Source organism: Streptomyces sp. NBC_01788 (assembly GCF_035917575.1).
Taxonomy (GTDB): Bacteria; Actinomycetota; Actinomycetes; order Streptomycetales; family Streptomycetaceae; genus Streptomyces.
Window position 1 is genome coordinate 4,066,811 of sequence record NZ_CP109090.1, and the last position, 24,562, is coordinate 4,091,372.

General features: G+C 72.6%; 22 protein-coding genes and 1 tRNA gene. 17 read left to right on the forward strand and 6 right to left on the reverse strand.

Annotated features, from left to right (window positions below; all coding sequences use genetic code 11):
- Window positions 1-32 precede the first annotated feature (32 nt).
- Window positions 33-548: an FHA domain-containing protein FhaB/FipA gene (locus tag OIE49_RS18475; RefSeq protein WP_100570559.1), complete on the reverse strand. Its 516-nt coding sequence runs from the start codon at window positions 546-548 to the stop codon at window positions 33-35.
- 10 nt (window positions 549-558) lie between these two features.
- A complete protein-coding gene (locus OIE49_RS18480; RefSeq protein ID WP_326803277.1) occupies window positions 559-1,416 on the reverse strand; it encodes a DUF3662 and FHA domain-containing protein in 858 nt (285 codons plus the stop codon).
- A gap of 488 nt (window positions 1,417-1,904) precedes the next feature.
- Here OIE49_RS18480 and OIE49_RS18485 point away from each other — a divergent pair.
- The 6 genes from OIE49_RS18485 (at window position 1,905) to OIE49_RS18510 (ending at window position 6,618) form a co-directional block, all read left to right on the forward strand.
- Window positions 1,905-1,991, forward strand: a tRNA-Leu gene (locus OIE49_RS18485).
- A gap of 212 nt (window positions 1,992-2,203) precedes the next feature.
- A complete protein-coding gene (locus tag OIE49_RS18490) occupies window positions 2,204-3,052 on the forward strand; it encodes a hypothetical protein (RefSeq protein WP_326803278.1) in 849 nt (282 codons plus the stop codon).
- 93 nt (window positions 3,053-3,145) lie between these two features.
- Window positions 3,146-3,475 carry a rhodanese-like domain-containing protein gene (locus OIE49_RS18495; RefSeq protein WP_100568297.1) on the forward strand — a complete coding sequence of 110 codons (330 nt, stop codon included), beginning with the start codon at window positions 3,146-3,148 and terminating at the stop codon, window positions 3,473-3,475.
- A gap of 256 nt (window positions 3,476-3,731) precedes the next feature.
- Window positions 3,732-4,661, forward strand: coding sequence for a DUF5819 family protein (locus tag OIE49_RS18500; protein WP_326803279.1), 930 nt, complete (start codon window positions 3,732-3,734; stop codon window positions 4,659-4,661).
- Window positions 4,658-5,869, forward strand: a complete 1,212-nt coding sequence (locus OIE49_RS18505) for an HTTM domain-containing protein (protein ID WP_326803280.1) — start codon at window positions 4,658-4,660, stop codon at window positions 5,867-5,869. The genes OIE49_RS18500 and OIE49_RS18505 overlap by 4 nt, the downstream gene beginning before the upstream one ends.
- On the forward strand, window positions 5,866-6,618 hold the full coding sequence (locus OIE49_RS18510) for a TrmH family RNA methyltransferase (RefSeq protein WP_326803281.1): 753 nt from the start codon (window positions 5,866-5,868) through the stop codon (window positions 6,616-6,618). Before OIE49_RS18505 ends, OIE49_RS18510 begins: the two co-directional genes overlap by 4 nt.
- A gap of 13 nt (window positions 6,619-6,631) precedes the next feature.
- Here OIE49_RS18510 and paaN read toward each other — a convergent pair whose 3' ends face one another.
- Window positions 6,632-8,323, reverse strand: coding sequence for a phenylacetic acid degradation protein PaaN (gene paaN / locus OIE49_RS18515; RefSeq protein WP_326803282.1), 1,692 nt, complete (start codon window positions 8,321-8,323; stop codon window positions 6,632-6,634).
- A 170-nt stretch (window positions 8,324-8,493) separates the two neighbouring features.
- Between paaN and OIE49_RS18520 the strand changes: the two genes are divergently transcribed.
- Entirely contained in the window at window positions 8,494-10,008 is a 1,515-nt protein-coding gene (locus OIE49_RS18520) for a 3-hydroxyacyl-CoA dehydrogenase (RefSeq protein WP_326803283.1), read from the forward strand.
- Window positions 10,005-10,592 (forward strand): TetR/AcrR family transcriptional regulator, encoded by a 588-nt coding sequence (locus tag OIE49_RS18525; RefSeq protein WP_100568303.1) that lies wholly within the window; start codon window positions 10,005-10,007, stop codon window positions 10,590-10,592. Before OIE49_RS18520 ends, OIE49_RS18525 begins: the two co-directional genes overlap by 4 nt.
- Window positions 10,593-10,607: 15 nt before the next feature.
- Here OIE49_RS18525 and OIE49_RS18530 read toward each other — a convergent pair whose 3' ends face one another.
- A complete protein-coding gene (locus OIE49_RS18530) occupies window positions 10,608-11,120 on the reverse strand; it encodes an Lrp/AsnC family transcriptional regulator (RefSeq protein WP_326803284.1) in 513 nt (170 codons plus the stop codon).
- A 175-nt stretch (window positions 11,121-11,295) separates the two neighbouring features.
- Between OIE49_RS18530 and pdhA the strand changes: the two genes are divergently transcribed.
- The 7 genes from pdhA to OIE49_RS18565 are packed head-to-tail and all read left to right on the forward strand — an operon-like array spanning window position 11,296 to window position 19,357.
- Entirely contained in the window at window positions 11,296-12,435 is a 1,140-nt protein-coding gene (gene pdhA / locus OIE49_RS18535) for a pyruvate dehydrogenase (acetyl-transferring) E1 component subunit alpha (protein WP_326803285.1), read from the forward strand.
- Entirely contained in the window at window positions 12,432-13,436 is a 1,005-nt protein-coding gene (locus OIE49_RS18540; protein WP_326803286.1) for an alpha-ketoacid dehydrogenase subunit beta, read from the forward strand. Before pdhA ends, OIE49_RS18540 begins: the two co-directional genes overlap by 4 nt.
- Window positions 13,436-14,833, forward strand: a complete 1,398-nt coding sequence (locus OIE49_RS18545) for a dihydrolipoamide acetyltransferase family protein (protein WP_326803288.1) — start codon at window positions 13,436-13,438, stop codon at window positions 14,831-14,833. The genes OIE49_RS18540 and OIE49_RS18545 overlap by 1 nt, the downstream gene beginning before the upstream one ends.
- Window positions 14,834-14,888: 55 nt before the next feature.
- Window positions 14,889-15,815 (forward strand): NTP transferase domain-containing protein, encoded by a 927-nt coding sequence (locus OIE49_RS18550; RefSeq protein ID WP_326803289.1) that lies wholly within the window; start codon window positions 14,889-14,891, stop codon window positions 15,813-15,815.
- Complete coding sequence (locus OIE49_RS18555; protein WP_326803290.1) at window positions 15,815-17,239, forward strand: molybdopterin molybdotransferase MoeA; 1,425 nt, start codon at window positions 15,815-15,817, stop codon at window positions 17,237-17,239. The genes OIE49_RS18550 and OIE49_RS18555 overlap by 1 nt, the downstream gene beginning before the upstream one ends.
- Entirely contained in the window at window positions 17,236-18,336 is a 1,101-nt protein-coding gene (locus OIE49_RS18560) for a potassium channel family protein (RefSeq protein WP_100568309.1), read from the forward strand. The genes OIE49_RS18555 and OIE49_RS18560 overlap by 4 nt, the downstream gene beginning before the upstream one ends.
- A gap of 40 nt (window positions 18,337-18,376) precedes the next feature.
- Window positions 18,377-19,357: an NAD(P)H-quinone oxidoreductase gene (locus tag OIE49_RS18565; RefSeq protein WP_100568310.1), complete on the forward strand. Its 981-nt coding sequence runs from the start codon at window positions 18,377-18,379 to the stop codon at window positions 19,355-19,357.
- A gap of 4 nt (window positions 19,358-19,361) precedes the next feature.
- Here OIE49_RS18565 and OIE49_RS18570 read toward each other — a convergent pair whose 3' ends face one another.
- Entirely contained in the window at window positions 19,362-20,057 is a 696-nt protein-coding gene (locus OIE49_RS18570; RefSeq protein ID WP_326803291.1) for a hypothetical protein, read from the reverse strand.
- Between the two features lie 163 nt (window positions 20,058-20,220).
- On the opposite strand from OIE49_RS18570, the gene OIE49_RS18575 reads away from it, so the two are divergent.
- Window positions 20,221-20,760, forward strand: coding sequence for a bacterial proteasome activator family protein (locus OIE49_RS18575; protein WP_100568312.1), 540 nt, complete (start codon window positions 20,221-20,223; stop codon window positions 20,758-20,760).
- Window positions 20,761-20,874: 114 nt separating this feature from the next.
- Here the strand turns inward: OIE49_RS18575 and OIE49_RS18580 are convergent, their stop codons facing one another.
- A complete protein-coding gene (locus OIE49_RS18580; protein ID WP_326803292.1) occupies window positions 20,875-22,512 on the reverse strand; it encodes a protein kinase domain-containing protein in 1,638 nt (545 codons plus the stop codon).
- Window positions 22,513-22,853: 341 nt separating this feature from the next.
- Here OIE49_RS18580 and OIE49_RS18585 point away from each other — a divergent pair, with 341 nt between their 5' ends.
- Window positions 22,854-24,482 carry a protein kinase domain-containing protein gene (locus tag OIE49_RS18585; RefSeq protein ID WP_326803293.1) on the forward strand — a complete coding sequence of 543 codons (1,629 nt, stop codon included), beginning with the start codon at window positions 22,854-22,856 and terminating at the stop codon, window positions 24,480-24,482.
- Window positions 24,483-24,562: the final 80 nt, after the last annotated feature.

Consider the following 24,562-nt stretch of genomic DNA (forward strand, 5'->3'; position numbering starts at 1 on the left):
TGCGTGCTCGCTCCGCTCGCTCATTAGTCGTATTACTTCCGCAGCTCGATGACGGTCTTGCCGATGCGGATCGGCGCGCCCAGCGGGATCGGTGTGGGGGTCGTCAGCCGGGTCCGGTCCAGGTACGTGCCGTTGGTGGATCCGAGGTCCTCGACGATCCACTGACCGCCCTGGTCCGGGTAGATCCTGGCATGGCGGCTGGAGGCGTAGTCGTCGTCCAGCACGATCGTGGAGTCGTGCGCACGGCCCAGGCTGATGGTCTGGCCCTGCAGCGCGACGGTGGTACCGGTGAGGATGCCCTCGGTCACCACGAGTTTGGTGGGGGCGTTGCGGCGCTGGCGGCCACCGCCCTGCTGGCCGCGCTGCTGCGGCGGCGCCGCGGCCTGGCGCGCGGCCTGCTGCGGCCGGGCGGTCTCCCTGCGGGACCCCCGCTGGGTGACGCGCGTACCGAACAGGTCGCTGCGGATGACCTGCACGGCCACGATCACGAACAGCCACAGTACGGCCAGGAAACCCAGCCGCATGACCGTGAGGGTCAGCTCTGACATTGCCCCCGCTTCACCCTTCGGCTTGCCGGTAAATGATGGTGGTGCTGCCCACGACGATCCGCGAGCCGTCGCGGAGCGTAGCGCGGGTGGTGTGCTGCCCGTCCACCACGATGCCGTTGGTGGACCCGAGATCCTGGATCGTCGAGGGCGTTCCGGTCCGGATCTCGCAGTGCCGGCGGGAGACGCCGGGGTCGTCGATCCGCACGTCGGCCTCGGTGCTGCGGCCGAGCACGAGTGTCGGGCGGGAGATCTGGTGGCGGGTGCCGTTGATCTCGATCCAGTAGCGGGTGGCGCCGCCGGCCGCCGGGGCGGGCGCGGGCCGCTGGGCGGCGGGCGGGTAGCCGTAGCCGCCGGGGCGGGCGCCGGGCGGCGGCGCGGCAGGCATGGGGGGCGCCGCCGAGGGGCCCGCGGCGGGCGGGTAGCCGTATCCGCCGGGGGCGGCGGGACGGCCGCCCGGGCCGGCCGAGGGGGCCTGTGGCGCCTGCTGGCTGCTGGAGGAGGCGAGCGTACGGCTGCGCACCCGGTACAGACCGGTGTCCAGGTCCTCGGCCTTCTCCAGGTGGACCTTGATCGGCCCCATGAAGGTGTAGCGCTGCTGCTTGGCGTAGTCGCGCACCATGCCGGCGAGCTCGTCGCCGAGCTGGCCGGAGTAGGGGCTCAGACGCTCGAAGTCGGGCGCGCTGAGCTCCACGATGAAGTCATTGGGTACGACGGTGCGGTCGCGGTTCCAGATCGTCGCGTTGTTGTCGCACTCGCGCTGGAGCGCACCGGCGATCTCCACGGGCTGGACCTCGGACTTGAAGACCTTGGCGAAGGTGCCGTTGACCAGACCTTCGAGACGCTGCTCGAACTTCTTCAGGACTCCCATGGGGCACCTCCTCCGTAGTTGCCGTCACTGCGGGTCTTGCCGTCGTGCTGCGTATTGCCTGCCTGGTACTGCTTACTGATCGTATCCACGCGCCGGTGAATCGGCTGGTTCCCCCTGTCGGGCCCTGTCGACGGGTGTCGACACCTGTCGCGTGCCCGGTGTCGCTCGGTACTTCTGCCCAGGATCGTAGAGGGGGTCGCAGACCAGTGTCCCGCACCCGGCGGCCGACCTTGCCCGGCTCCTGGGCAGACGGGGGTGACCGGTACGAGGTTGATACGTGAACGGGCGCTCCTCGATACGGAAGCGGGACTCCGGGCGGGCGGCGCCGTACGGGGCCGGCGGGCCGCGCGGCAGGCGGGTCGGCCGAAGCCGGTGCCGGGCGCCTGCCCTGGGGAAAGGGATGTGAATCCACCGTTCGGGGCGTGCTAATGTTCTGCATGTCGGAAGGCGCCAGCCCCAAAGGGACGGAGCCGGAAGACACACCCAATGCGCGGGTGGCGGAATAGGCAGACGCGCTGGATTCAGGTTCCAGTGCCCGCAAGGGCGTGGGGGTTCAACTCCCCCCTCGCGCACCATGAGATACCGATGAACGGGTCTCCGCCAGTGACGGAAGTCACGGTGGGGCCCGTTTTTCGTTGTGCTGACGGGTGTGAGGGAGTGCGCACGTCGGCCGGGGTCCCGAGTGCGTGAGGTATCTCACGTGGTGGGCAAGGGTTGAGGGAGCCGGGCGGCGCGGCCGTCGTGGCGGTGGGCCGGGGCGTGTTGCGCGGGGCACTAGTCTGGTCGGGTGACGACCCCGGAAGCTGAGCAGGGTGACGTCGCCGGGGCGGACCGGGCGACGTCCGAGGGCGCTTCGGCGCGGCCCGAGGAGCGGTTGGAGCGGGCCGTACGGGCCGCCGAACAGGCGCTCATCGAGTACGAGATCGCGGTGGAGACCTTCCGGGTGGAGGTCGAGAACTTCGCCCGCCTGCACGAGCAGAGACTCGGACCGCTCTACGCCCGGCTGGAGGAGCTGAAGGTACTCACGGCCGAGGCCAGGGCCGCGCGTACCGGTGACCCCGAGGACCTGCGCAAGGCGCAGGAGGCGCGGGCCGATCTGCAGCCGATCCCCGGGGTCGACGAGCTGATGAACGGCTGGATGGACTCCAGTGGGCTGTACCCGGAGGCCGTCGCGATGCTCACCGACCTGCCCGTGCGGCCCCCGCAGCGGGTGCGCCCCAGCGAGGAGGCCCGCCGGCTGTACCGCGAGCTGGCCCGCAAGGCCCACCCCGACCTGGTGCAGGAGGACGACGAGCGCAAGCGGCGCGAGGACTTCCTCACCCGGGTGAACGCCGCCTACGCGCGCGGTGACGAGGACGGACTGCGGGAGCTGGGCGCGGAGTGGGCGGCGGGACCGAAGCCCAAGGAGCAGCCGCCGAGCCGCAGCGACGAGCTCTACGCCCGCCTCGAATGGCTCGCCCAGCGCAAGGAGGTGCTCACGCTGGTCGCCAAGGGCCTGGAGGACGGCGCGATCGCCGGAATGCTCCGGCTGGCCCCCGACGACCCGGACCGTCTCCTCGACGAGGTCGCCGAGCAGCTGCGCAAGGAGATCACGGAGCGGGAGGCGGAGCTCGCCGAGCTGGTGGGCCAGGAGTGACCCGCGTCACCGGTGCGTGAGCGGGTGCCCGGTCCGTGCCGGATCCCTCCGGCGCGCTTCGGGTAGCGTCGCAGTATGCATTTCGGAGCTGGTGTGCCCACGGTCGGCGTTCAGGACCTCGAGGACGGCGACTTCCTGCTGGACGTCCGCGAGGACGACGAGTGGCGGGCGGGCCACGCCGAGGGGGCGCTGCACATCCCCCTGAGCGAGTTCGTGGCCCGGTACGGCGAACTGACCGAGGCGGCGCCCCAGGACGGGCGGATCAATGTGATCTGCCGCTCCGGCGCGCGGTCGGCGCAGGTCGCGATGTACCTGGTCCAGCAGGGAGTTGACGCGGTGAACGTCGACGGCGGCATGCAGGTGTGGGCAGCCTCGGGCCGTCCCGTGGTGACCGACGAGGGGCAGCCCGGCCAGGTCGTGTGACCCCGTGACCCGGGGCCCGCAATCGCGGGAATCCCAGGGGTGCCTGACGGCGTGTCAGGCACTTCAGGCGGGAGAGGGCCGGGGAGGGCGGCGACGGCCGGACGTGCGCGAGAGCCCGGTACGCCCCGGGGGTGTGCCGGGAGGGCGGCCCTGAGTACCGTTCCGGTACGGCACCGGGAAGCGGTGCGCGCGGCGGTACGGTGCCCCGCGGCCGGGCGGCGGCCGCAGGACGGACCGGGAGCGGAAACGGGGCGGGATGAACGCGCACGACGACGACTCGACCGCCTCACGCGCCGCCGGCCGTCTGGACGCCGCCCGCCCGGACGAGGCCTCCCGGCCCACGGCCGGCCCCGCCGGCGCCCCGACGGACGGCCTGACGGACGGCCCACCGGCCACCGACGGCCCATCGGCCGCTGACGGGCCGGACAGGAGCGACCCGGAGGGGCAGGCCGCTGACGGGCCGGACGAGGACGCCCGAACCCCTATACCTGCTCCCGCCCCTGAGCCTGTTCCCGCCCCCGGCGGCCCGGCGGCGTCCCCCTCCGGGATCGCCGCGTTGGCGGTGCCGTACCAGGTGGGTGCGGTGCTGGCGCTCGCGGTGGTCGCCGTCGCGGCGTGTGTGCATCTCGGGATGGTGTTCCTGCACGTCACGCCGTCGAACACGGTGAACAGGCAGCACGCCGAGGCCGTCGACGGGTGGATCTACCCGGAGTTCGAGCAGAACTGGAAGCTGTTCGCGCCGAACCCGCTCCAGCAGAACATCGCCGTCCAGGTGCGCGCCGAGGTCGGGACGGCGGACGGCGGCACCCGTACCACCGGCTGGTACGACCTGTCGGCCGAGGACGGCCGGGCCATCGACGGCAACCTGCTGCCCAGCCACACCCAGCAGAACGAGCTGCGCCGCGCCTGGGACTTCTACGGCGCCGCCCACGACGCCGACAACCGGCCGGTGGGCCTGCGCGGCGCCCTGGCCGAGCAGTACCTGCGCCGCATCGTGGTGCTGCGCCTGGAACGAGGTGACGCGGCCGGCGCGGGCGGCGTCCTCGAACGCGTCCAGGTCCGCAGCCGTACCAGCAACGTGCCCCCGCCCCCGTGGAGCAACGAGAAGGCGACGGGCAAGCCGGCCTACCGCACGCTGCCCTGGTGGACGGTGCCGGCCGTCGAGACCCGGGGAGGCCAGCGGTGAACCGTCTCACGCTCGCGGTCTCGCGCGGGACCGCCAAGGTCACCGAGGCGGCCCTCGGCCCCTACCAGAGCGCCGTCATACGCATCGGCTTCTCACTCACCTGGCTGCTGTTCCTGCTGCGCGAGTTCCCCCACCGCCATGAGCTCTACGGCCCCGACGGCCCGTGGAGCTGGAACCTGGCGCAGCAACTGGCCTCGGACAACGGCGCCTTCACGGCCCTGCTGTGGTTCCGCGGGAACCTCTGGTTCGAGACGTGCTACGCGCTGGCCGTGCTGGCGAGCCTGCTGTTCGCGCTGGGCTGGCGCACCCGTACGACCTCCGTGCTCTTCATGGTCGGCGTGCTCTCCCTGCAGAACCGCAGCGTCTTCGTGGGCGACGGCGGCGACAACGTGCTGCACCTGATGTCGCTGTACCTGGTGTTCACCCGCTGCGGCCAGGTCTGGTCGCTGGACGCGCGCCGGGCCGAGCGGACACGGGAGGCACACGCGCGCGGGGAGCGGGCGCCCGACCGGGCCGGTCCCGTCCTGTGGGGCGTGCTGGGGTTGTTCCTGGCCGTGATCACCGCGGCGGGCCGGACGCAGGGCGAGGCGTTCGTGCCCGTCCTGCTGTGGACGGTGTGGCTGGGACTGGCCCTGTGGTGGGCGGCCGGGCGTTGGTCGCGCTCGGCGCAGCCGCGGATGCTGCTCGACGTCGTCGCCCGCGTCGTCCACAACGGCGCCCTGCTCGTGATCATGGCGGAGGCCTGCCTGATCTACGCCACGGCCGGCTGGTACAAGATCCAGGGCTCGCGCTGGCAGGACGGCACCGCCGTCTACTACCCGCTGCACCTGGACTACTTCTCGCCCTGGCCGGCCCTGGCCGGTCTGCTGGCCGCCAGCGGCACGCTGGTGATGCTGGTGACCTACGGGACGGTGATGGCGCAGGTCGCCTTCCCGTTCACCTTGTTCAACCGGCGGGTGAAGAACGTCCTGCTGGCGGTCATGATGACCGAGCACGCCGTGATCGCGGTGGTGCTGGGGCTGCCGTTCTTCTCGCTGGCGATGATCGCGGCGGACGCGGTGTTCCTGCCGACGCCGTTCCTGCGCCGTCTGGGCGGACTGGCGGCACGCGCGCGTACGCGACTGCGGCGGGACGGGGACCGTCCCCCGGCGAAGGACCCGCGCTCCCCGGAGGAGGCCGGGCCCGCCCACGTAGGCTTCCCGGCATGAACGATCCCGTACGCGCCTGGCACCGGCTGGCCGGCGGCTCCGTGCTGCTCGACGGCTTCCACGCCCTCAAGCACGCCCTGCGCTTCGGGGCCGAGGTGCCGGTGGCCGTCACCGCCGACCGGCGCGCGGCGCTCGCCCTCGCCGACGAGCTGGCGCCGGACGTGCGGGACACGCTGGACGCCCTGCTGAGCGAGGTGCCGCGGGAGACGTACGCCTCCCTGGTGCCGCGCCCGCATCCCACCGCCGTGGCGGCCCTCGCGGTACGGCCCTCCCGCGAGGCCAACCTGCGCACGCTGGCGCACGCGCCCCGCAGCGCGCCGGTCGTCGTCCTGGACCAGCCGCGCAACCTGGGCAACGCGGGGGCGGTGATCCGCCTGGCCGCCGGTTTCGGGGCGACCGGAGTGGTCACCACGGGCACCCTGGACCCCTGGCATCCGACCGTGGTGCGCGGCGGGGCGGGGCTGCACTTCGCGACCGCGGTGGAGCGGCTGGACGTCGACGAGCTCCCGCGCGGGCCGCTGTTCGCGCTCGACCCGGAGGGCGAGGACATCCGCGGGGTGAAGCTGCCCGACGACGCCGTGCTCGCCTTCGGCTCCGAGCGCAGCGGGCTGTCCGCCGAACTGCGCTCGCGCACCGACCACCTGCTGGCGCTGCCGATGCGCCCCCAGGTCTCCAGCTACAACCTCGCCACCAGTGTGGCGATGACGCTGTACCACTGGAGCGCCACCGGGGGCGCACCCGCGTCCTGAGGGACCGAGCGGCTTACGCCTCCCGGCGGACCTCCACCACGCGGAAGCGGTTGGCGACGAACGCGCCGTCGGTGAGGGCCGCGTTGGCCGCCGGGTTGCCGCCGGAGCCGTGGAAGTCGGAGAAGGCGGCGGTCTGGTTGACGTACACCCCGCCGGTGAGGTTCAGCGACAGCTGGGCGGCCTCCTCCAGGCATGCCTCCCGCACCGCCAGCTCGACCTCCTCGTCGGTCGTGTACGCGCCCACCGTCATCGCGCCCTTCTCGCGGATCGTGCGGCGCAGCAGCTCCACCGCGTCGGCGGCCGAGTCGACGGCGACGGCGAAGGAGACGGGGCCGAAGCACTCGCTCATGTAGGCGGCCTCGGCGTCCGGCTTGGCGCCGTCCAGCTTCACGATCACCGGCGTGCGGACGACGGCTCCGGGGAAGTCCGGGTTGGTGATCTCGCGGGAGGCGAGGGCGACCTCGCCGAGGCCTGCGGCGGCCTCCAGGCGGGCCTTGACGTCCGGGTTGACGATCGCGCCGAGCAGCGCGTTGGCGCGTGCGTCGTCGCCGAGGAGGCCGTCCACCGCCTTGGCGAGGTCGGCGGCCACCTCGTCGAAGGACTTGGGGCCCTCGTCCGTGCTGATGCCTTCGCGGGGGATCAGCAGGTTCTGCGGGGTGGTGCACATCTGGCCGCTGTAGAGGGACAGCGAGAAGGCCAGGTTGGCGAGCATCCCCTTGTAGTCGCCGGTGGACTCCACGAGCACCGTGTTGACGCCGGCCTTCTCGGTGTAGACCTGTGCCTGGCGGGCGTTGGCCTCCAGCCAGTCGCCGAAGGACGTCGAGCCCGTGTAGTCGATGATCCTGATCTCGGGGCGGGTGGCGAGCGTCTTGGCGATGCCCTCGCCGGGCCGCTCGGCGGTCAGCGCGATCAGGTTCGGGTCGAAGCCGGCCTCGGCGAGCACCTCGCGGGCGGTCTTCACCGTCAGCGCGAGCGGCAGCACCGCGCGCGGGTGCGGCTTGACCAGGACCGCGTTGCCGGTGGCGAGGGAGGCGAACAGGCCCGGGAAGCCGTTCCAGGTGGGGAAGGTGTTGCAGCCGATGACCAGCGCGATGCCGCGCGGGACGGCGGTGAACTGCTTGGTGAGGGCGAGCGGGTCGCGCTTGCCCTGCGGCTTGGTCCACTCGGCGGTGTCGGGGGTGCGCACCTGCTCCACGTACGCGTACGCCACCGCCTCGAGGCCGCGGTCCTGGGCGTGCGGGCCGCCCGCCTGGAACGCCATCATGAAGGCCTGGCCGGAGGTGTGCATGACCGCGTGCGCGAACTCGTGCGTCCGGTCGCTGATCCGCTTGAGGATCTCCACGCACACCATGGCGCGCGCCTCGGCGCCCGCGTCCCGCCACGCCCGCTGGCCGGCCTTCATGGCGGGCAGCAGCACGTCGATGTCCGCGTGCGGATAGGTCACGCCCAGCTCGATGCCGTACGGCGAGACCTCCCCGCCCACCCAGTCGTCCGTGCCGGGCTGGCCGAGGTCGAGGCGGGTGTTCAGGACGGCGTCGAAGGCGGCCTTGCCGGCGGCCGCGTCGAGGCTGCCGTTGTCCCCGTAGGCCTTGGGGTGCTCGGGGTGGGGCGACCAGTACGCGCGGGTGCGGATCGCCTCCAGCGCCTGGTCCAGGGTGGGCCGATGCCTGGCGATCAGCTCGTGTGCGGTCAGTTCGGCGGCCATGCGGGACCAACTCCTCGTCTCAAGAGCTCTTCGTCGAGCCCGTGATCTGGCATCTCCATGGTCACGGCCATGGGCAGGAACAGGCGGTCAGAGTTAGAGTAACCGAACGATCGGTCGGTACAAGGGGTCCGCCGCATCCGTGAACGGCGCCGTGCGGGAGGATCGCGCACATGACAGCACTCGACCTCAGCAGTCCCGTGGCCGTCGTCGGCACCGGCACCATGGGCCAGGGCATAGCCCAGGTCGCGCTGGTCGCGGGCCACACCGTACGCCTGTACGACGCCGTGCCCGGGCGGGCTCGGGAGGCGGCCGCCGCGATCGTCACCCGGCTCGACCGGCTCGTCGAGAAGGACCGGCTGACCGGCGCCGAACGGGACGCCGCCCGCGCCCGGCTCCTGGCCGCCGACGATCTCACGGAGCTCGCCGACTGCGCGCTGGTCGTCGAGGCCGTCCTGGAGCGGCTCGACGTCAAGCAGGAGCTGCTGAAGGAGCTCGAAGACATCGTCGGCGACGACTGTCTGCTCGCCACCAACACCTCCTCCCTGTCGGTGACGGCCGTCGGCGGCGCGCTGCGCGCCCCGGGCCGCCTCGTGGGCCTGCACTTCTTCAACCCGGCCCCGCTGATGCCGCTGGTCGAGGTGGTCTCCGGGTACGCCACCGACGTCACGTCGGCCACGCGCGCGTACGAGACGGCCCGCGCCTGGGGCAAGACCCCCGTGGCCTGCGCGGACACCCCCGGCTTCATCGTGAACCGGATCGCCCGGCCCTTCTACGCCGAGGCCTTCGCGGTGTACGAGTTCCAGGGCGCCGACCCCGTCACCATCGACGCCGTCCTGCGCGAGTCGGGCGGCTTCCGGATGGGCGCCTTCGAACTGACCGACCTCATCGGGCAGGACGTCAACGAGTCAGTCACCCACTCGGTGTGGCGGTCGTTCTTCCAGGACGTGCGCTTCACGCCCTCGCTCGCGCAGCGCCGCCTGGTCGAGTCCGGCCGGCTCGGCAGGAAGAGCGGCCGGGGCTGGTACGACCACCGCGACGGCGCCGAGCGCCCCGAGCCGCACACCGCGGAGCAGGAGGCGCCGCCCGCCCACGTGGTCGCCGAGGGGGACCTCGGGCCCGCCTCCGAGCTGCTCCCGATGATCCGGGAGGCGGGCATCCAGGTACGCGACGAGGACGAGGACCACGGAACCCGCCTGGTGCTGCCGGGCGGCGGCCAGCTCGTGCTCGCCGACGGGCAGACCTCCGTGGAGTTCAAGGACGTCGTCTACTTCGACCTCGCCCTCGACTACCGCAGGGCCACCCGGATCGCCCTGTCCGCCTCCCAGGACACCTCCCCGCGGACCGTCGCCGAGGCCACCGGCCTGTTCCAGGCGCTCGGCAAGAAGGTCAGCGTCATCGGGGACGTCCCCGGCATGATCGTCGCCCGCACGGTCGCCCGGATCGTCGACCTGGCGCACGACGCCGTCGCCAAGGGCGTGGCCACCGAGGAGGACGTCGACACCGCGATGCGCCTGGGCGTCAACTACCCGCTCGGACCCTTCGAGTGGAGCCGCAGACTCGGCGGCACCTGGGCCTGCTCCGTACTGGACAACCTGCACGAGTGCGAGCCGTCCGGCCGCTACGCGCCGTCGCTCGCGCTCTACCGCCACGCCTACGCCACCGACAAGCGGGAGGGCACCCCATGACCACCGCCAGGCGCGACACGTACACCCCGGAGACACTGCTGTCCGTGGCCGTGCGGGTCTTCAACGAGCGCGGCTACGACGGCACCTCCATGGAGCACCTGTCCAGAGCGGCCGGCATCTCCAAGTCGTCGATCTACCACCACGTCGCCGGCAAGGAGGAGCTGCTGCGCCGGGCGGTCAGCCGGGCGCTGGACGAGCTGTTCGGCATCCTCGACGAGGAGCACGCGCGCACGGGGCGGGCCGCCGAGCGCCTGGAGTTCGTGGTGCGGCGCATGGTCGAGGTGCTCATCGGTGAACTGCCCTATGTGACGCTGCTGCTGCGCGTGCGCGGCAACACCGAGACCGAGCGCTGGGCGCTGGAGCGGCGCCGCGACTTCGACCACCGGGTGGCCGACCTGCTGAGGGCGGCGGCCGAGGAGGGGGACGTGCGCGCCGACGTGGAGGTGCGGCTGGCGACCCGGCTCGTCTTCGGGATGATCAACTCGATCGTGGAGTGGTACCGGCCCGACGGGCGCGGCATGTCGGAGCGCGAGGTCGCCGACGCGGTGACACGGCTGGTGTTCTCGGGACTGCGCAAGGACTGACCCCGCGCGCCCACCTCACCCCTGCGGCTCCAGGTCCTCCTCCTCGAACACCAGCAGCGTGCGCGTGCTCAGCACCTCGGGGATGGCCTGGAGCCGGGTGAGGACCAGTTCCCGCAGCGCCCGGTTGTCCGGGGTGTGCACGAGGAGCAGGACGTCGAAGTCGCCGCCGACCAGCGCGATGTGGTGGGCGCCGGGGAGCTGCCTGAGGTGCTCGCGCACGGTGCGCCAGGTGTTCTGCACGATCTTCAGCGTGATGTACGCGGATGTGCCGTGTCCCGCGCGTTCGTGGTCGACGCGGGCGCCGAAGCCGCGGATGACGCCGTCCTCGATGAGCCGGTTGATCCGGGCGTAGGCGTTGGCCCGCGAGACGTGGACCCGTTCGGCGACCGACCGTATGGACGCGCGCCCGTCCGTCTGGAGCATGCGCAGGATGTCCTGGTCGATCGCGTCCAGCGGGCGCGGCGGCGGTACGGCGCCGGGCCTGTTCTCGGCGTTCTCGGCGTTCTCGGCCATTTGTTCAGGTGGCATGTCCCCCCGCCTTTCCGTCGTGGACGTACTGCGTACATCTCAGGCTGTGGAGAACCGATTGTCCACAGCCTGGGCCCGCCTGTAGCCAAAATGCGCCCACGACCGAACAATCGGTAGGTGGGGCGCGTCACACCCGACGCGCCCTTCGTAGCCGCTCCCACGAGGAGGTGCCGTCATGACGGTCATGGAGCAGCGGGGCGCGTACCGGCCTTCGCCGCCGCCCGCCTGGCAGCCCCGTACCGACCCCGCGCCGTTGCTGCCCGACGCGGAGCCCTACCGCGTCCTGGGGACGGAGGCGGCCGCGGAGGCCGATCCGGAGCTGCTGCGGCGTCTGTACGCGCAGCTGGTCCTGGGCCGCCGTTACAACACGCAGGCCACCGCCCTGACCAAGCAGGGCCGCCTGGCGGTCTATCCCTCCAGCACCGGTCAGGAGGCCTGCGAGGTCGCCGCCGCGCTCGCCCTGGAGGAGCGCGACTGGCTCTTCCCGAGCTACCGCGACACGCTGGCCGTCGTGGCCCGTGGTGTGGACCCCGTCGAGGCCCTGACGCTGCTGCGCGGCGACTGGCACACCGGCTACGACCCCTACGAGCACCGTGTGGCCCCGCTGTCCACGCCGCTCGCCACCCAGCTCCCGCACGCCGTCGGCCTCGCGCACGCCGCCCGCCTCAAGGGCCACGACGTGGTCGCGCTTGCGATGATCGGCGACGGCGGCACCAGCGAGGGCGACTTCCACGAGGCGCTGAACTTCGCCGCCGTCTGGCAGGCCCCCGTCGTCTTCCTCGTGCAGAACAACGGCTTCGCGATCTCCGTCCCGCTCGCCAAGCAGACCGCGGCACCGTCCCTGGCCCACAAGGCCGTCGGGTACGGCATGCCGGGCCGCCTGGTCGACGGCAACGACGCCGCAGCCGTGCACGAGGTGCTCGCCGACGCCGTGCGGAACGCGCGCGCGGGAGGCGGCCCCACCCTGATCGAGGCGGTGACCTACCGCATCGACGCCCACACCAACGCCGACGACGCCACCCGCTACCGCGGCGACGCCGAGGTCGAGGCCTGGCGCGAGCACGACCCGGTCCAGCTCCTTGAGCGGGAGCTGACCGGGCGCGGCCTGCTCGACGAGGACGGCGTCAGCGCCGCCCGCGAGGACGCCGAGGCGATGGCAGCGCGGCTGCGCGAGCGCATGAACCAGGACGCGCCGCTCGACCCCATGGACCTGTTCGCCCACGTGTACGCGGAGCCGACCCCGCAGCTGCGCGAGCAGCGCGACCAGCTGGTCGCCGAGCTCCGGGCCGAGTCGGAGGAAGGTACGGCCCGATGACCACCGTCGCGCTCAAGCCGGCCACCATGGCCCAGGCCCTCACGCGCGCGCTGCGCGACGCGATGGCCGCCGACCCCTCCGTGCACGTCATGGGTGAGGACGTCGGCACCCTCGGCGGTGTCTTCCGCATCACCGACGGCCTCGCCAAGGAGTTCGGCGAGGACCGCTGCACGGACACCCCGCTGGCCGAGGCCGGCATCCTCGGCGCCGCCGTCGGCATGGCCATGTACGGGCTGCGCCCCGTGGTCGAGATGCAGTTCGACGCCTTCGCCTACCCGGCGTTCGAGCAACTGGCCAGCCATGTCGCCAAGATGCGCAACCGCACCCGCGGCAAAATGCCCCTGCCGATCACCATTCGCATCCCCTACGGCGGCGGCATCGGCGGTGTGGAGCACCACAGCGACGCCTCCGAGGCGTACTACATGGCGACTCCGGGGCTCCATGTCGTCACGCCCGCGACCGTCGCCGACGCCTACGGGCTGCTGCGGGCCTCCATCGCATCCGACGACCCGGTCGTCTTCCTCGAGCCCAAGCGGCTGTACTGGTCGAAGGACACCTGGAACCCGGACGACCCGCAGACCGTCGAGCCGGTGGGCCGCGCGGTGGTGCGGCGCACCGGCAGGAGCGCCACGCTGATCACGTACGGTCCGTCCGTGCCCGTCTGCCTCGAAGCCGCCGAGGCGGCGCGGGCCGAGGGCTGGGAACTGGAGGTCGTCGACCTGCGCTCGCTGGTGCCGTTCGACGACGAGACGGTGTGCGCGTCGGTGCGGCGCACCGGGCGCGCGGTCGTCGTGCACGAGTCGGGCGGGTTCGGCGGCCCGGGCGGGGAGATCGCGGCCCGGGTCACGGAGCGCTGCTTCCACCACCTGGAGGCGCCGGTGCTGCGCGTTGCCGGGTTCGACCTCCCCTACCCGCCGCCGATGCTGGAGCGGCACCACCTGCCCGGCGTCGACCGGATCCTGGACGCCGTGGCGCGTCTGCAGTGGGAGGCGGAGAGCTGATGGCACAGGTGCTGGAGTTCAGGCTCCCCGACCTCGGGGAGGGCCTCACCGAGGCGGAGGTCGTCCGCTGGCTGGTCGAGGTGGGCGACGTGGTCGCCATCGACCAGCCGGTCGTGGAGGTCGAGACGGCCAAGGCGATGGTCGAGGTGCCCTGCCCCTACGCCGGCGTGGTCACCGCCCGCTTCGGCGAGGAGGGCACGGAACTGCCCGTGGGCGCGCCCCTGCTGACGGTGGCGGTCGGGGAGCAGGACGCCGGTGAGGCCGGTGGCGACACCGAGGGCTCCGGCAACGTCCTGGTCGGCTACGGCACGGGTGCGCCTCCGGCGCGCCGGCGCCGGGTGCGCCCGGCACCGGTGACGCAGGCCTCGCGCCCGGGCACGAGCGGCGCCGTGGCGCCTTCGGCGCCCGCGGCACCGGCCGCCAACGGGACGGCGCGTACGACGGGCGCCCCGGCGACCCAGGCGGCTCGGGCCGCCGCGGTGGCCGAGCGGCCCACCGACGGTCCGGTCCCCGTGATCTCGCCGCTCGTGCGCCGCCTGGCGCGGGAGAACGGCGTGGACCTGCGGCAGTTGTCGGGCTCCGGGCCCGAGGGGCTGATCCTGCGCGCGGACGTCGAGGACGTGCTCAGGGCCGGCGCGGCAGGGGGCCGGACCGACGGCGCACCGGCTGCTCCCGCGCCCGCGACCGCGGCCCGGCCGGCGCAGGACTCCGGCTCCCGCGTTCCGCTCAAGGGGGTGCGCGGCGCCGTCGCCGACAAGCTCTCCCGCAGCCGCCGCGAGATCCCGGACGCGACCTGCTGGGTGGACGCCGACGCGACGGAGCTGATGCGCGCCCGGACCGCCATGAACGCCGCCGGGGGACAGAAGATCTCCCTGCTCGCGCTGCTGGCCCGGATCTGCACGGCCGCCCTCGCCCGCTACCCCGAGCTCAACTCGCGGGTCGACCTGGAGGCCAGGGAGATCGTCCGGCTGGACGCCGTGCACCTCGGCTTCGCCGCGCAGACCGAACGCGGACTCGTCGTGCCGGTCGTACGGGACGCGCACACGCGTGACGCGGAGTCGCTGACCGCCGAGTTCGCCCGGCTGACCGAGGTGGCCCGCGCCGGCAGCCTCACCCCGGCCGAACTCACCGGCGGGACCTTCACGCTGAACAACTACGGCGTGTTCGGTGTCGACGGCTCCACGCCGATCATCAACCACCCGGAGGCCGCCATGCTCGGCGTCGGCCGCATCGTCCCCAAGCCGTGGGTGCACGAGGGCGAGCTGGCGGTGCGGCAGGTCGTCCAGCTCTCGCTGACCTTCGACCACCGGGTGTGCGACGGCGGTACCGCGGGCGGTTTCCTGCGGTATGTGGCCGACTGCGTGGAACAGCCGGCGGTGCTCCTGCGCACGCTGTGACGACAGTGTCCCGCCCGCGTTCCCCTTGATCGCGGGCGGGACGCATACTCGGGGGGTGACCTCCTACGAGCCCCTCGCCCACGACGCCGTCGTGCTCGCCGGGGGAGCCGCCCGCCGGCTCGGCGGCGCGGACAAGCCCGGCCTGCGCATCGGCGGCCGCGCCCTGCTCGACCGTGTGCTCGACGCCTGCGCCGACGCGGGCACGACGGTGGTGGTCGCCGACCCCCGCCCCACCGCGCGGCCCGTGCGCTGGGCACGCGAGGAACCGGCCGGCGCCGGACCGCTCGCCGCGCTCGACGCCGGGCTGCGCCACACCACGGCGGACCACGTCGTCGTCCTCTCCGCCGACCTGCCGTTCCTCGAACGCGACACGGTACGGCGGCTGCTGACGGCCCTGCGGGCCGAGCGGTCCGACGGCGTGCTGATCACCGACGCCGACGGCCGCGACCAGCCGCTCGTGGCCGCGTACCGCGCGCAGGCGTTGCGCCGAGCGCTGGCCGGGCTCGCCCGCACCGCGTCCGACGGCTCCGCCGAGGGCGGGGCCCTCACCGGGCTGCCACTGCGGCGGCTGACCGCCGCGCTCGATCTCATCCGCGTCCCGGATGCCGTCGCGTCCTTCGACTGCGACACCTGGGACGACATCGCCATCGCCAGGGCACGCATCAGGGAGCATGGGCACGTGTTGGATGAATGGATTTCCGCAGTCAAGGACGAGTTGGGCATCGATCTGGACGTCGACACCCGCGCCCTGCTCGACCTCGCCCGCGACGCCGCCCACGGCGTGGCCCGGCCCGCGGCACCCCTGACCACCTTCCTCGTCGGGTACGCGGCCGCGCAGGGCAAGGGCGGCCCCGAAGCCGTCGCCGAGGCCTCCCGCAAGGCCGCCGCCCTCGCCCTGCGCTGGGCGGAAGAGACCACCGGCGGTACTGGCGAGCCCGACGTGGCGCCCGATGCCACGCCCGACACCCGCCCGGACGTCTGATGCCCGCTCGTGGCGCGCGGGTCGGCAAGCACACCCAGGACGCCGGGGATGCCGAGGATTTCGACGTGGAGGAGGCGCTCGCCCTGGTGAACGAAGGCAGCAGCCGGCGTGCTCCTGAGCCCGGCCGGGGCCGGGCGAGCCGCGGCGGCACCCCCGTCTCCGCCTCCTGCGGGGATCACGCAGGCGCCGAGGCCGGTCACGCGTGCTCCGGGGAGGCCCACGACCAGGCCATCGCCTGGCCGCGGGCCCGCGAGACCGCCGCCCGAGCGGCCCGCGCCGGCGCCCGCCGCGCCCCCGACCCGGTGCCCCTCGACGCCGCCCTGGGGCTGGTCCTGGCCGCGCCCCTGACCGCCCTGTGCGACCTGCCCTCCTTCGACACCTCCGCCATGGACGGCTGGGCGGTCGCCGGCCCCGGCCCCTGGGACGTACGCGACAAGGGTGTCCTGGCCGGGCACGACGAGCCCGAGCCGCTGGCCGACGGCGAGGCGGTACGCGTCGCGACCGGCGCCCGCGTCCCGCAGGACAGCACGGCCGTGCTGCGCAGCGAACACGGCCACATCGACGCCAAGGGCCGGCTGTACGCCACCGAGGAGTCCGGGCACGGCAAGGACATCCGCCCGCGCGGGCAGGAGTGCCGCAGCGGGGACCAGCTGCTGCCCGTCGGCACCCTGGTGACCCCGGTGGTGCTCGGTCTGGCCGCGGCCGCCGGATACGACACCCTCACCACGGTCCCCCGTCCCCGCGTCGACGTCCTCGTGCTCGGCGACGAACTGCTCACCGGGGGCCTGCCGCACGACGGACGGATCCGGGACGCGCTCGGCCCGATGCTGCCGCCATGGCTGCGGGCGCTGGGCGCCGAGGTCACCGGCGTACGCCGGATCGGCGACGACGCCAAGGCCCTGCACAAGGCGATCACCGGGTCGAAGGCCGACGTGATCGTCACGACCGGGGGAACCGCCGCCGGACCGGTCGACCACATCCACCCCACCCTGCGCCGCATCGACGCCGAACTGCTGGTGGACGGCGTCCAGGTGCGACCCGGCCACCCCATGCTCCTGGCCCGCACCAAGGAGAACCAGCACCTCGTCGGCCTGCCCGGCAACCCGCTCGCGGCCGTCTCGGGTCTGCTGACACTCGCCGAGCCGCTGCTGCGCACGCTGGCCGCGCGACCGGCGCCGGAGCCGTACACGCTGCCGCTGACGGACGTGGTGCACGGGCATCCGGACGACACCCGGCTCGTGCCCGTGGTGCTGCGCGGCGACCACGCCGTACCGCTGCACTACAACGGCCCCGCCATGCTGCGCGGTGTCGCGGCGGCCGATGCCCTCGCTGTCGTACCACCGGGTGGTGCCCGGCCGGGCGCGGAGGCCGAACTCCTCGACCTGCCCTGGGCCGCCGCCGGAATCGGGGTGTGTTTCACGTGAAACTTCCGGGCCATGACGCGATCGCCCGCCAGGCGGACGAGCATCTCGTGACCCATCGGGTGAAGCTCCCCCGAAAAGTGGTGGAGCGCCCGATACGTCAGGTCGGCAAACGGCTGTCCCTGGCAGTCCTGGTGCTGCTCTTGACGGTCGTGATCGTCTATGTCGACCGCGAGGGATACCAGGACAGTGCCAAAGAAGCCCCGATGGATCTCATCGCCGCCGCGTACTACGCGACGGTGACCCTCTCCACCACCGGATACGGGGACATCACCCCCGTCAGCGACAGCGCGCGCCTCACCAATATCTTCGTCATCACCCCACTGCGTGTGATCTTCCTGATCATCCTGGTCGGCACCACGCTCGAAGTCCTCACCGAGCGAACCCGTGAGGAATGGCGTCAGAATCGCTGGAGGTCCGCTTTGCGCGATCACACCGTCGTCGTCGGATTCGGCACGAAGGGGAGGTCGGCGCTCCAGACCGTCTGCGCGGCCGGGCTGAAGAAGCAGCAGGTCGTCGTGGTCGACCCCAGCGCCAAGGTGGTCGACGCGGCCACGGCCGAGGGCTACGCGGGCGTGGTCGGAGACGCCACCCGCAGTGAAGTGCTCATGCGGGCCGAGGTGCAGCGGGCACGGCAGATCATCATCGCCACCCAGCGGGACGACACCGCCGTGCTGGTCACACTGACCGCCCGGCAGATCAACCGGTCGGCGAAGATCGTCGCGGCGGTACGCGAGGAGGAGAACGCGCCGCTGCTCAAGCAGTCCGGCGCCGACGCCGTCGTCACCAGCGCGAGCGCGGCGGGACGGCTGCTCGGGCTGTCCGTGCTCAGTCCGGCCGCGAGCATGGTCCTGGAGGACCTCATCCAGCAGGGCAGCGGCCTGGACATCGTCGAACGGCCCGTCATAAAGGCCGAGGTGGGCCAGGACCCGCGGGACATGGACGACCTGGTGGTGAGCGTGCTGCGCGGGCACCGGGTGCTGGGTTTCGACGACCCGTCCGTAAGGGCACTGGAGCTGACCGACCGTCTGATCACCATCGTCCGGGCCACACCGGGAACGAAGGTCACCCCGGACACCCGGCCGCTTCCCCAGGACTGACTGAAGGCGGCTTCACCGGTGAAGCAGTAGCGTCGGGCCCATGCATGCGATCACGATTCCCGAACCCGGTGGGCCCGAGGCGTTGGTGTGGGACGAGGTACCGGATCCCGTGCCCGGCGAGGGGGAGGTGCTCGTCGAGGTGGCGGCGAGTGCCGTCAACCGGGCCGACGTCCTCCAGCGGCAGGGCTCCTACAACCCGCCGCCCGGTGCCTCCCCCTACCCCGGCCTGGAGTGCTCCGGGCGGATCGCGGCGCTCGGCCCCGGGGTGTCCGGCTGGGCCGTCGGCGACGAGGTGTGCGCGCTGCTCTCGGGCGGCGGTTACGCCGAGAAGGTCGCCGTTCCGGCCGGTCAGCTGCTGCCCGTGCCCGACGGCGTCAGCCTCCTGCACGCCGCGGCGCTGCCGGAGGTCATCTGCACCGTCTGGTCCAACGTCTTCATGGTCGCCCAGCTGCGCCCAGGCGAGACGCTGCTCGTGCACGGCGGCTCCAGCGGCATCGGCACCATGGCGATCCAGCTCGCCCGCGCCGTGGACGCGAAGGTCGCCGTGACCGCGGGTACCGAGGCGAAGCTCGAACGCTGCGCCGAACTCGGCGCCGAGATCCTGATCAACTACCGCGAGCAGGACTTCGTCGAGGAGATCCGGCGGGCCACGGACGGCGACGGCGCCGACGTGATCCTCGACAACATGGGCGCCAAGTACCTGGACCGCAACGTCCAGGCCCTCGCCGTGAACGGCCGGCTCGCGATCATCGGTATGCAGGGCGGAACCAAGGGCGAGCTGAACCTCGGCATCCTGCTCAGCAAGCGCGCCGCGATCAGCGCGACCTCGCTGCGCGCCCGCCCGCTCGGCGAGAAGGCGGCCATCGTCGCCGCCGTGCGCGAACACGTCTGGCCGCTGTTCACCGACGGGCATGTCCGGCCGGTGATCGACCAGGAACTCCCGATGAGTGACGCCGCGACCGCCCACCGGATCCTGGAGGAGAGCGGCCACATCGGCAAGGTGCTCCTGGTGGCGCACTGAGCTGCTAGCTGCGGCGCATGCGCAGGGCGATGAACGCCAGGCCGAGGCCGAGACCGATCAGGACGAGTCCGCTGCCCAGCGGCAGATACCGCAGCACGGGCCCGGTATCGGTCTCGTCCTGCGCGACGGGCAGGTCGCCGGGGCCGTCCGTACCGGACGGCAGGGGAGCGGCCTCCTGACCCGACGGCGAAACGCTCGGCGCCTCCGCGGTCGCGCTGTCGCCCCCGAAGTCCTCACCGCGGTGGTCGTGCTCCCCCGGTCCGTCCGTGTCGTCGTCCTCGTGCTCCGGCCGCCGATCGTGCGGCCGCCCCGGCCGCAGCCGCCCCTCACCCGGACGGCTCCCGGCCCGCGACGGGTCGGAGGAAGGCGGGGGCGGAGTGGCCGAGGCGGAGGCCGAGGCCGAGGCAGAAGGGGGTGAGGGCGGGGACGGCGGTGCGGGGGACGGCGAGGTCCCGTGGACCGGCGAGGACCGGAAGCCGGGGGCCATCCCGGGCGCGGCGGCGCCCGAGGCAGAGGTGTCCGAGGCTGCGGCGCCGGAGGGGTCCGTGGCGGGCGCGGGCGCGAGGTCGTACGGCGCGGCGGAGGCCGAAGGCGCGCGCTCGGGGCCGTAAGCCCGGGCGGAGCCACTGGCGGGGACGGCCGCCGCCAGCGTGATCAGCAGTACCGTCGCGCGCAGCGGAGCGCGCAGCCCTGGAGTCACGTCGGGGACCCCCTCACGGTGCCTGGCCGGTGAATCGGAGCGTTCCTGCGACCACGGTCACATCACTGGATCAATGCGGCATTCCAGGTTCGGCCACGCGGTGGACCGCGTTCCGTGGGGGGCGCCACAGAAGTGGCGGGTGCGGGTGCGAGACAATGGGGTCATGGAGATGCCGAGGAACGAACGGTCGCCGGAGAATCCGCAGATCCTGGTCGTGGGCCAGGACGGTATGGCGCTCGGCGGCGGCGGGGACGACGACTCCCGTGAGACCCCGGTGACGGAGCAGGTGGAGCAGCCAGCGAAGGTCATGCGGATCGGCAGCATGATCAAGCAGCTTCTCGAAGAGGTGCGGGTGGCTCCCCTGGACGAGGCCAGCCGGGTCCGGCTCAAGGAGATCCACGCGAGCTCGGTCAAGGAGCTGGAGGACGGCCTGGCGCCGGAACTCGTCGAGGAGCTGGAGCGGCTCTCTCTTCCGTTCACCGACGAGGTAACCCCCAGCGACGCCGAACTGCGCATCGCGCAGGCGCAGTTGGTGGGCTGGCTGGAGGGTCTCTTCCACGGGATCCAGACGACCCTGTTCGCCCAGCAGATGGCTGCCCGCGCCCAGCTGGAGCAGATGCGCCGTGCCCTTCCCCCGGGTATCGGAGCCGAGGGCGGCGACGACCCCCGCACCGGCGGCCGCTCGGGCGGACCGTACCTGTAAGGACACGTACGCACCCGCACCCGTCCTTGTGACACGGACGTGGCAAGGCCCCGGCAGCCGGACTGCCGGGGCCTTCGACTCGCGCGACCGCCCGCCGTGCTCGACGGGACTTGGTCAGGACGACGGAGGGTCGCCGGTCGAGACGTCGAGCTGGATCACCGGCATGTTCTTCGGGTCGACGTCCGTGTCGGCCGCGGGGAACTGGTTGAGGACCGTGTCCTGGCCGTACGTGTTCTCGTCGACGTCGACCTTCTTCAGCTTCCAGCCCGCGGCCTGGAGGCATTCCTTGACCGACCTGATGTTCTTGTACCGGAAGTCCGGCAGCCTGATCTTGTCCTCGTCCTGGTAGGACTCCCGAGGCTCCTCGCACTCGTCGGACTTGATCGTCTTCGAGGTGTCCGGCCCGCGGTGGCCCTCGACCACCGAGGTGGACGCGCTCGCGCTGCCGCCCCCGCCCTTGGCCTCGTCGCCACCGCCCCCGCTGCCGCTGCCACTGTCCAGGATCAGCGCGACGACCAGGCCGAGCACCGCCATCGCGGCGACGGAGACCGCCCCGATGACCACGGGCCTGGTGTTCCGGTCGCCGCCCGGCGGGGGCGTGTGCTGGGTCGGGACGCCGTACGGAGGCGGGGTCGGCGCCTGCTGCTGCGCGTACGGCGAGGAGACGGGCGTCTGATAGCCGGGCTGCTGCGGGTAGCCGTAGCCGGGGGTGCCGGTGCTGTAGGGGTTGGGCGTCGGGGCCGGCTGGTACGGCGTCTGCACCTGGCCGTGAGACACCGGGCCGGTCTGGTCGACGGGCGGGAAGACGGCAGAGCCGACGCCCGCGCCGCTCGCCGTCCGGGCGCCGGGGACGATGCTGGGCGCGGCCGCCTGGAAGGAGGCCGCCACGCGCAGGCACTCGTCGCGCATGGACTCGGCGCTGGGGAAGCGCTCGTTGGGGTTCTTCCGCAGCGCGCGGGCGACCAGCGCGTCCACCGCCGGAGGGAGCGAGCGGTTGAGGGAGGAGGGCGCCACCGGCTCCTCCTGGACATGCGCGTACGCGATGGCCAGGGGCGAGTCCGCGTCGAACGGCAGCCGCCCGGTGGTCAGTTGGAACAGCATGATGCCGACCGAGTACAGGTCGGACCGCGCGTCCACGCCCCGGCCGAGCGCCTGTTCCGGTGAGAGGTACTGCGGGGTGCCGACGACCATGCCGGTCTGCGTCATCGAGGTCACGCCGGACTGCATGGCGCGGGCGATGCCGAAGTCCATGACCTTGACCACGCCGCGCTTGGTCATCATCACGTTGCCCGGCTTGATGTCGCGGTGGACCAGGCCCATCTCGTGGCTGATCTCCAGCGCGGCGAGCACGTCCGCGGTGATCTTCAGCGCCTTGTCGGCGGGCATCGCGCCGTGCTGCCGGATGTCCTCGTCCAGCACGGAGCTGAGGGGACGGCCCTCGACGTACTCCATGACGATGTACGGCGTCGTCATGCCGTCCACATCGTCCTCGCCGGTGTCGAAGACCGAGACGATGTTGGTGTGCGTGAGCTTCGCCACTGCCTGGGCCTCGCGGCGGAACCGCTCGCGGAAGGCCTGTTCGCGGCCGAGTTCGGTGTGGAGTGTCTTGACCGCGACCTGACGGTCGAGCACGGAGTCGTAGGCCAGGTGCACCGAGGCCATGCCGCCCTCGCCGAGCAGGTCGCGCAGCTGGTAGCGGCCGCCGGCCAGTGCCCGTCCCGGATACTGGCCGTGTGCGCCGTCCTGGCTCATGTCTCCCCGTCCCCCATTAGGCCGTCAGGCGCCCTCGTTGATCCAATGAGTCATTCCCGGCCAAGTCTGCCCCAGGGCACTGACACGTCAAGCTCAGTGCCCGTTCCGTGACCGTACGCGAAAGAAGCGTCGCGGAAGCGTTACAGCGGGCCTACCGCTGGTGCACGGAATTTGCACCACGGCACCCGCAAGGGGTTTCATGGCCGGTCAGCCTCGGGTCAGTTCCGGCGGTGCTCGCCGCGACGATCCTGGACCGGCGGCCCTCGCGGAGCCTGTAGCGTGGCCGACGGAGACCGTGACAACACCGCGCGCACCGCGGGCAGAAACGACGGCGAGGACTGATGGCACAGCAGCATCGCGCCCAGGGCCCGTCCGACCCCGAGGCGAGTGGCGGCGGTATGTCGGACGCGCCGGAGAACTGGGGCAACGACGGCGTGGTCGGCGACGGCCGGTACCGGCTGACGCACAGACTCGGCCGGGGCGGCATGGCCGAGGTGTTCGCCGCGGAGGACGTGCGTCTCGGGCGGACCGTGGCGGTGAAGCTGCTCCGCGCCGACCTGGCCGAGGACCCCGTCTCCAAGGCCCGGTTCACACGTGAGGCCCAGTCGGTGGCCGGCCTCAACCACCACTCGATCGTCGCCGTGTACGACTCCGGCGAGGACGAGGCGAACGGCCAGGCCGTGCCGTACATCGTGATGGAGCTGGTCGAGGGCCGCACCATCCGCGATCTGCTGCTCAACGCGGAGGCGCCCGGCCCGGAGCAGGCGCTGATCATCGTCTCCGGTGTCCTGGAGGCGCTGGCCTACTCGCACCAGCACGGCATCGTGCACCGCGACATCAAGCCGGCCAACGTCATCATCACCGACAACGGCGCGGTGAAGGTGATGGACTTCGGCATCGCCCGCGCCCTGCACGGTGCGTCCACCACGATGACGCAGACCGGCATGGTCATGGGAACTCCGCAGTACCTCTCCCCCGAGCAGGCCCTCGGCAAGGCCGTCGACTACCGCTCCGACCTGTACGCCACTGGCTGCCTGCTGTACGAACTCCTCGCGCTGCGGCCCCCGTTCACCGGCGAGACTCCGCTGTCGGTGGTCTACCAGCACGTCCAGGACATGCCGGTGCCGCCCTCGCAGGTCGCCGACGGCACCTGCCCGCCGGAACTCGACGGCCTGGTCATGCGCTCGCTGGCCAAGGAGCCCGACGACCGTTTCCAGACGGCCGAGGAGATGAGCGGGCTGATCCAGTACGGCCTGCAGATGCTGTACGACCAGGGCGGCCACACCGGCACCTGGAACACCGGCCCGGTCGAGGCGCACGAGGGCCGGCAGACCCCGGCGCCGGGCTTCGCGGGCACGACCGTGATGCCGCACGCGACCGACTTCGGCTCCGGCACCACGCAGATCCCCCAGCCGATCCTGCCCGCCGGGTACGGCAACGGCGACGACGGCGGCTTCGAGGGGCACGGCAACAAGGGCAGCGGCCGCGGCAAGCTGTGGATCCTGGCCGTCCTCGCGGTGATCGCCATCGCCGTGGGCGTGGCACTGGCGCTGCATAGCACCGGTGGCGACACCGGCGGCGACCCCGAAACCTCCAAGTCGCCGTCGAACACGCAGTCCACCGACGACGAGCAGCCCTCCACCACCCCGAGCGAGTCGTCGAACGAGCAGCCGTCCGACACGTCGACGGACCGGGGCTACAGTTCGGGCGGGGGCAACTGGAGGTACAACACGCCGTCGTCCCGGCCGTCGTGGACCGAGTCCGAGCCGTCCGGTGAGCAGACCACCAACCAGCAGCCCGACCCGCAGCCCTCCAGCGAACCGGCCGATCCCGGGTCCGTGTCGCCGCCCCCGGACACGGGCGGCGCTCCGGGCGACGGCACCGGGGACGGCGGTGGTAGTGGTGGTGGCGGTGGCGACGCCGCCGGTACCACCGCGGGGGCCGCGGGGAATGTCGGCGGAGGCGCCTGAGTCCCGCCGGGGACCGACCATCCTCACACGCGCGCGTGGGGCCGTACTGGCTCCACGCGCGCGGTGTTTCTCCGGCTCTC

Coding starts and splice junctions, on each gene's coding strand:
- OIE49_RS18565 (WP_100568310.1), top strand. CDS start 18,377: ATGCATGCGATCACGATTCCCGAACCCGGTGGGCCCGAGGCGTTGGTG.
- OIE49_RS18540 (WP_326803286.1), top strand. CDS start 12,432: ATGACCACCGTCGCGCTCAAGCCGGCCACCATGGCCCAGGCCCTCACG.
- OIE49_RS18525 (WP_100568303.1), top strand. CDS start 10,005: ATGACCACCGCCAGGCGCGACACGTACACCCCGGAGACACTGCTGTCC.
- OIE49_RS18500 (WP_326803279.1), top strand. CDS start 3,732: ATGAACGCGCACGACGACGACTCGACCGCCTCACGCGCCGCCGGCCGT.
- OIE49_RS18575 (WP_100568312.1), top strand. CDS start 20,221: ATGGAGATGCCGAGGAACGAACGGTCGCCGGAGAATCCGCAGATCCTG.
- paaN (WP_326803282.1), bottom strand. CDS start 8,323: ATGGCCGCCGAACTGACCGCACACGAGCTGATCGCCAGGCATCGGCCC.
- OIE49_RS18520 (WP_326803283.1), top strand. CDS start 8,494: ATGACAGCACTCGACCTCAGCAGTCCCGTGGCCGTCGTCGGCACCGGC.
- OIE49_RS18585 (WP_326803293.1), top strand. CDS start 22,854: ATGGCACAGCAGCATCGCGCCCAGGGCCCGTCCGACCCCGAGGCGAGT.
- OIE49_RS18530 (WP_326803284.1), bottom strand. CDS start 11,120: ATGCCACCTGAACAAATGGCCGAGAACGCCGAGAACGCCGAGAACAGG.
- OIE49_RS18475 (WP_100570559.1), bottom strand. CDS start 548: ATGTCAGAGCTGACCCTCACGGTCATGCGGCTGGGTTTCCTGGCCGTA.
- OIE49_RS18580 (WP_326803292.1), bottom strand. CDS start 22,512: ATGAGCCAGGACGGCGCACACGGCCAGTATCCGGGACGGGCACTGGCC.
- OIE49_RS18480 (WP_326803277.1), bottom strand. CDS start 1,416: ATGGGAGTCCTGAAGAAGTTCGAGCAGCGTCTCGAAGGTCTGGTCAAC.
- OIE49_RS18510 (WP_326803281.1), top strand. CDS start 5,866: ATGAACGATCCCGTACGCGCCTGGCACCGGCTGGCCGGCGGCTCCGTG.
- OIE49_RS18555 (WP_326803290.1), top strand. CDS start 15,815: ATGCCCGCTCGTGGCGCGCGGGTCGGCAAGCACACCCAGGACGCCGGG.
- OIE49_RS18545 (WP_326803288.1), top strand. CDS start 13,436: ATGGCACAGGTGCTGGAGTTCAGGCTCCCCGACCTCGGGGAGGGCCTC.
- pdhA (WP_326803285.1), top strand. CDS start 11,296: ATGACGGTCATGGAGCAGCGGGGCGCGTACCGGCCTTCGCCGCCGCCC.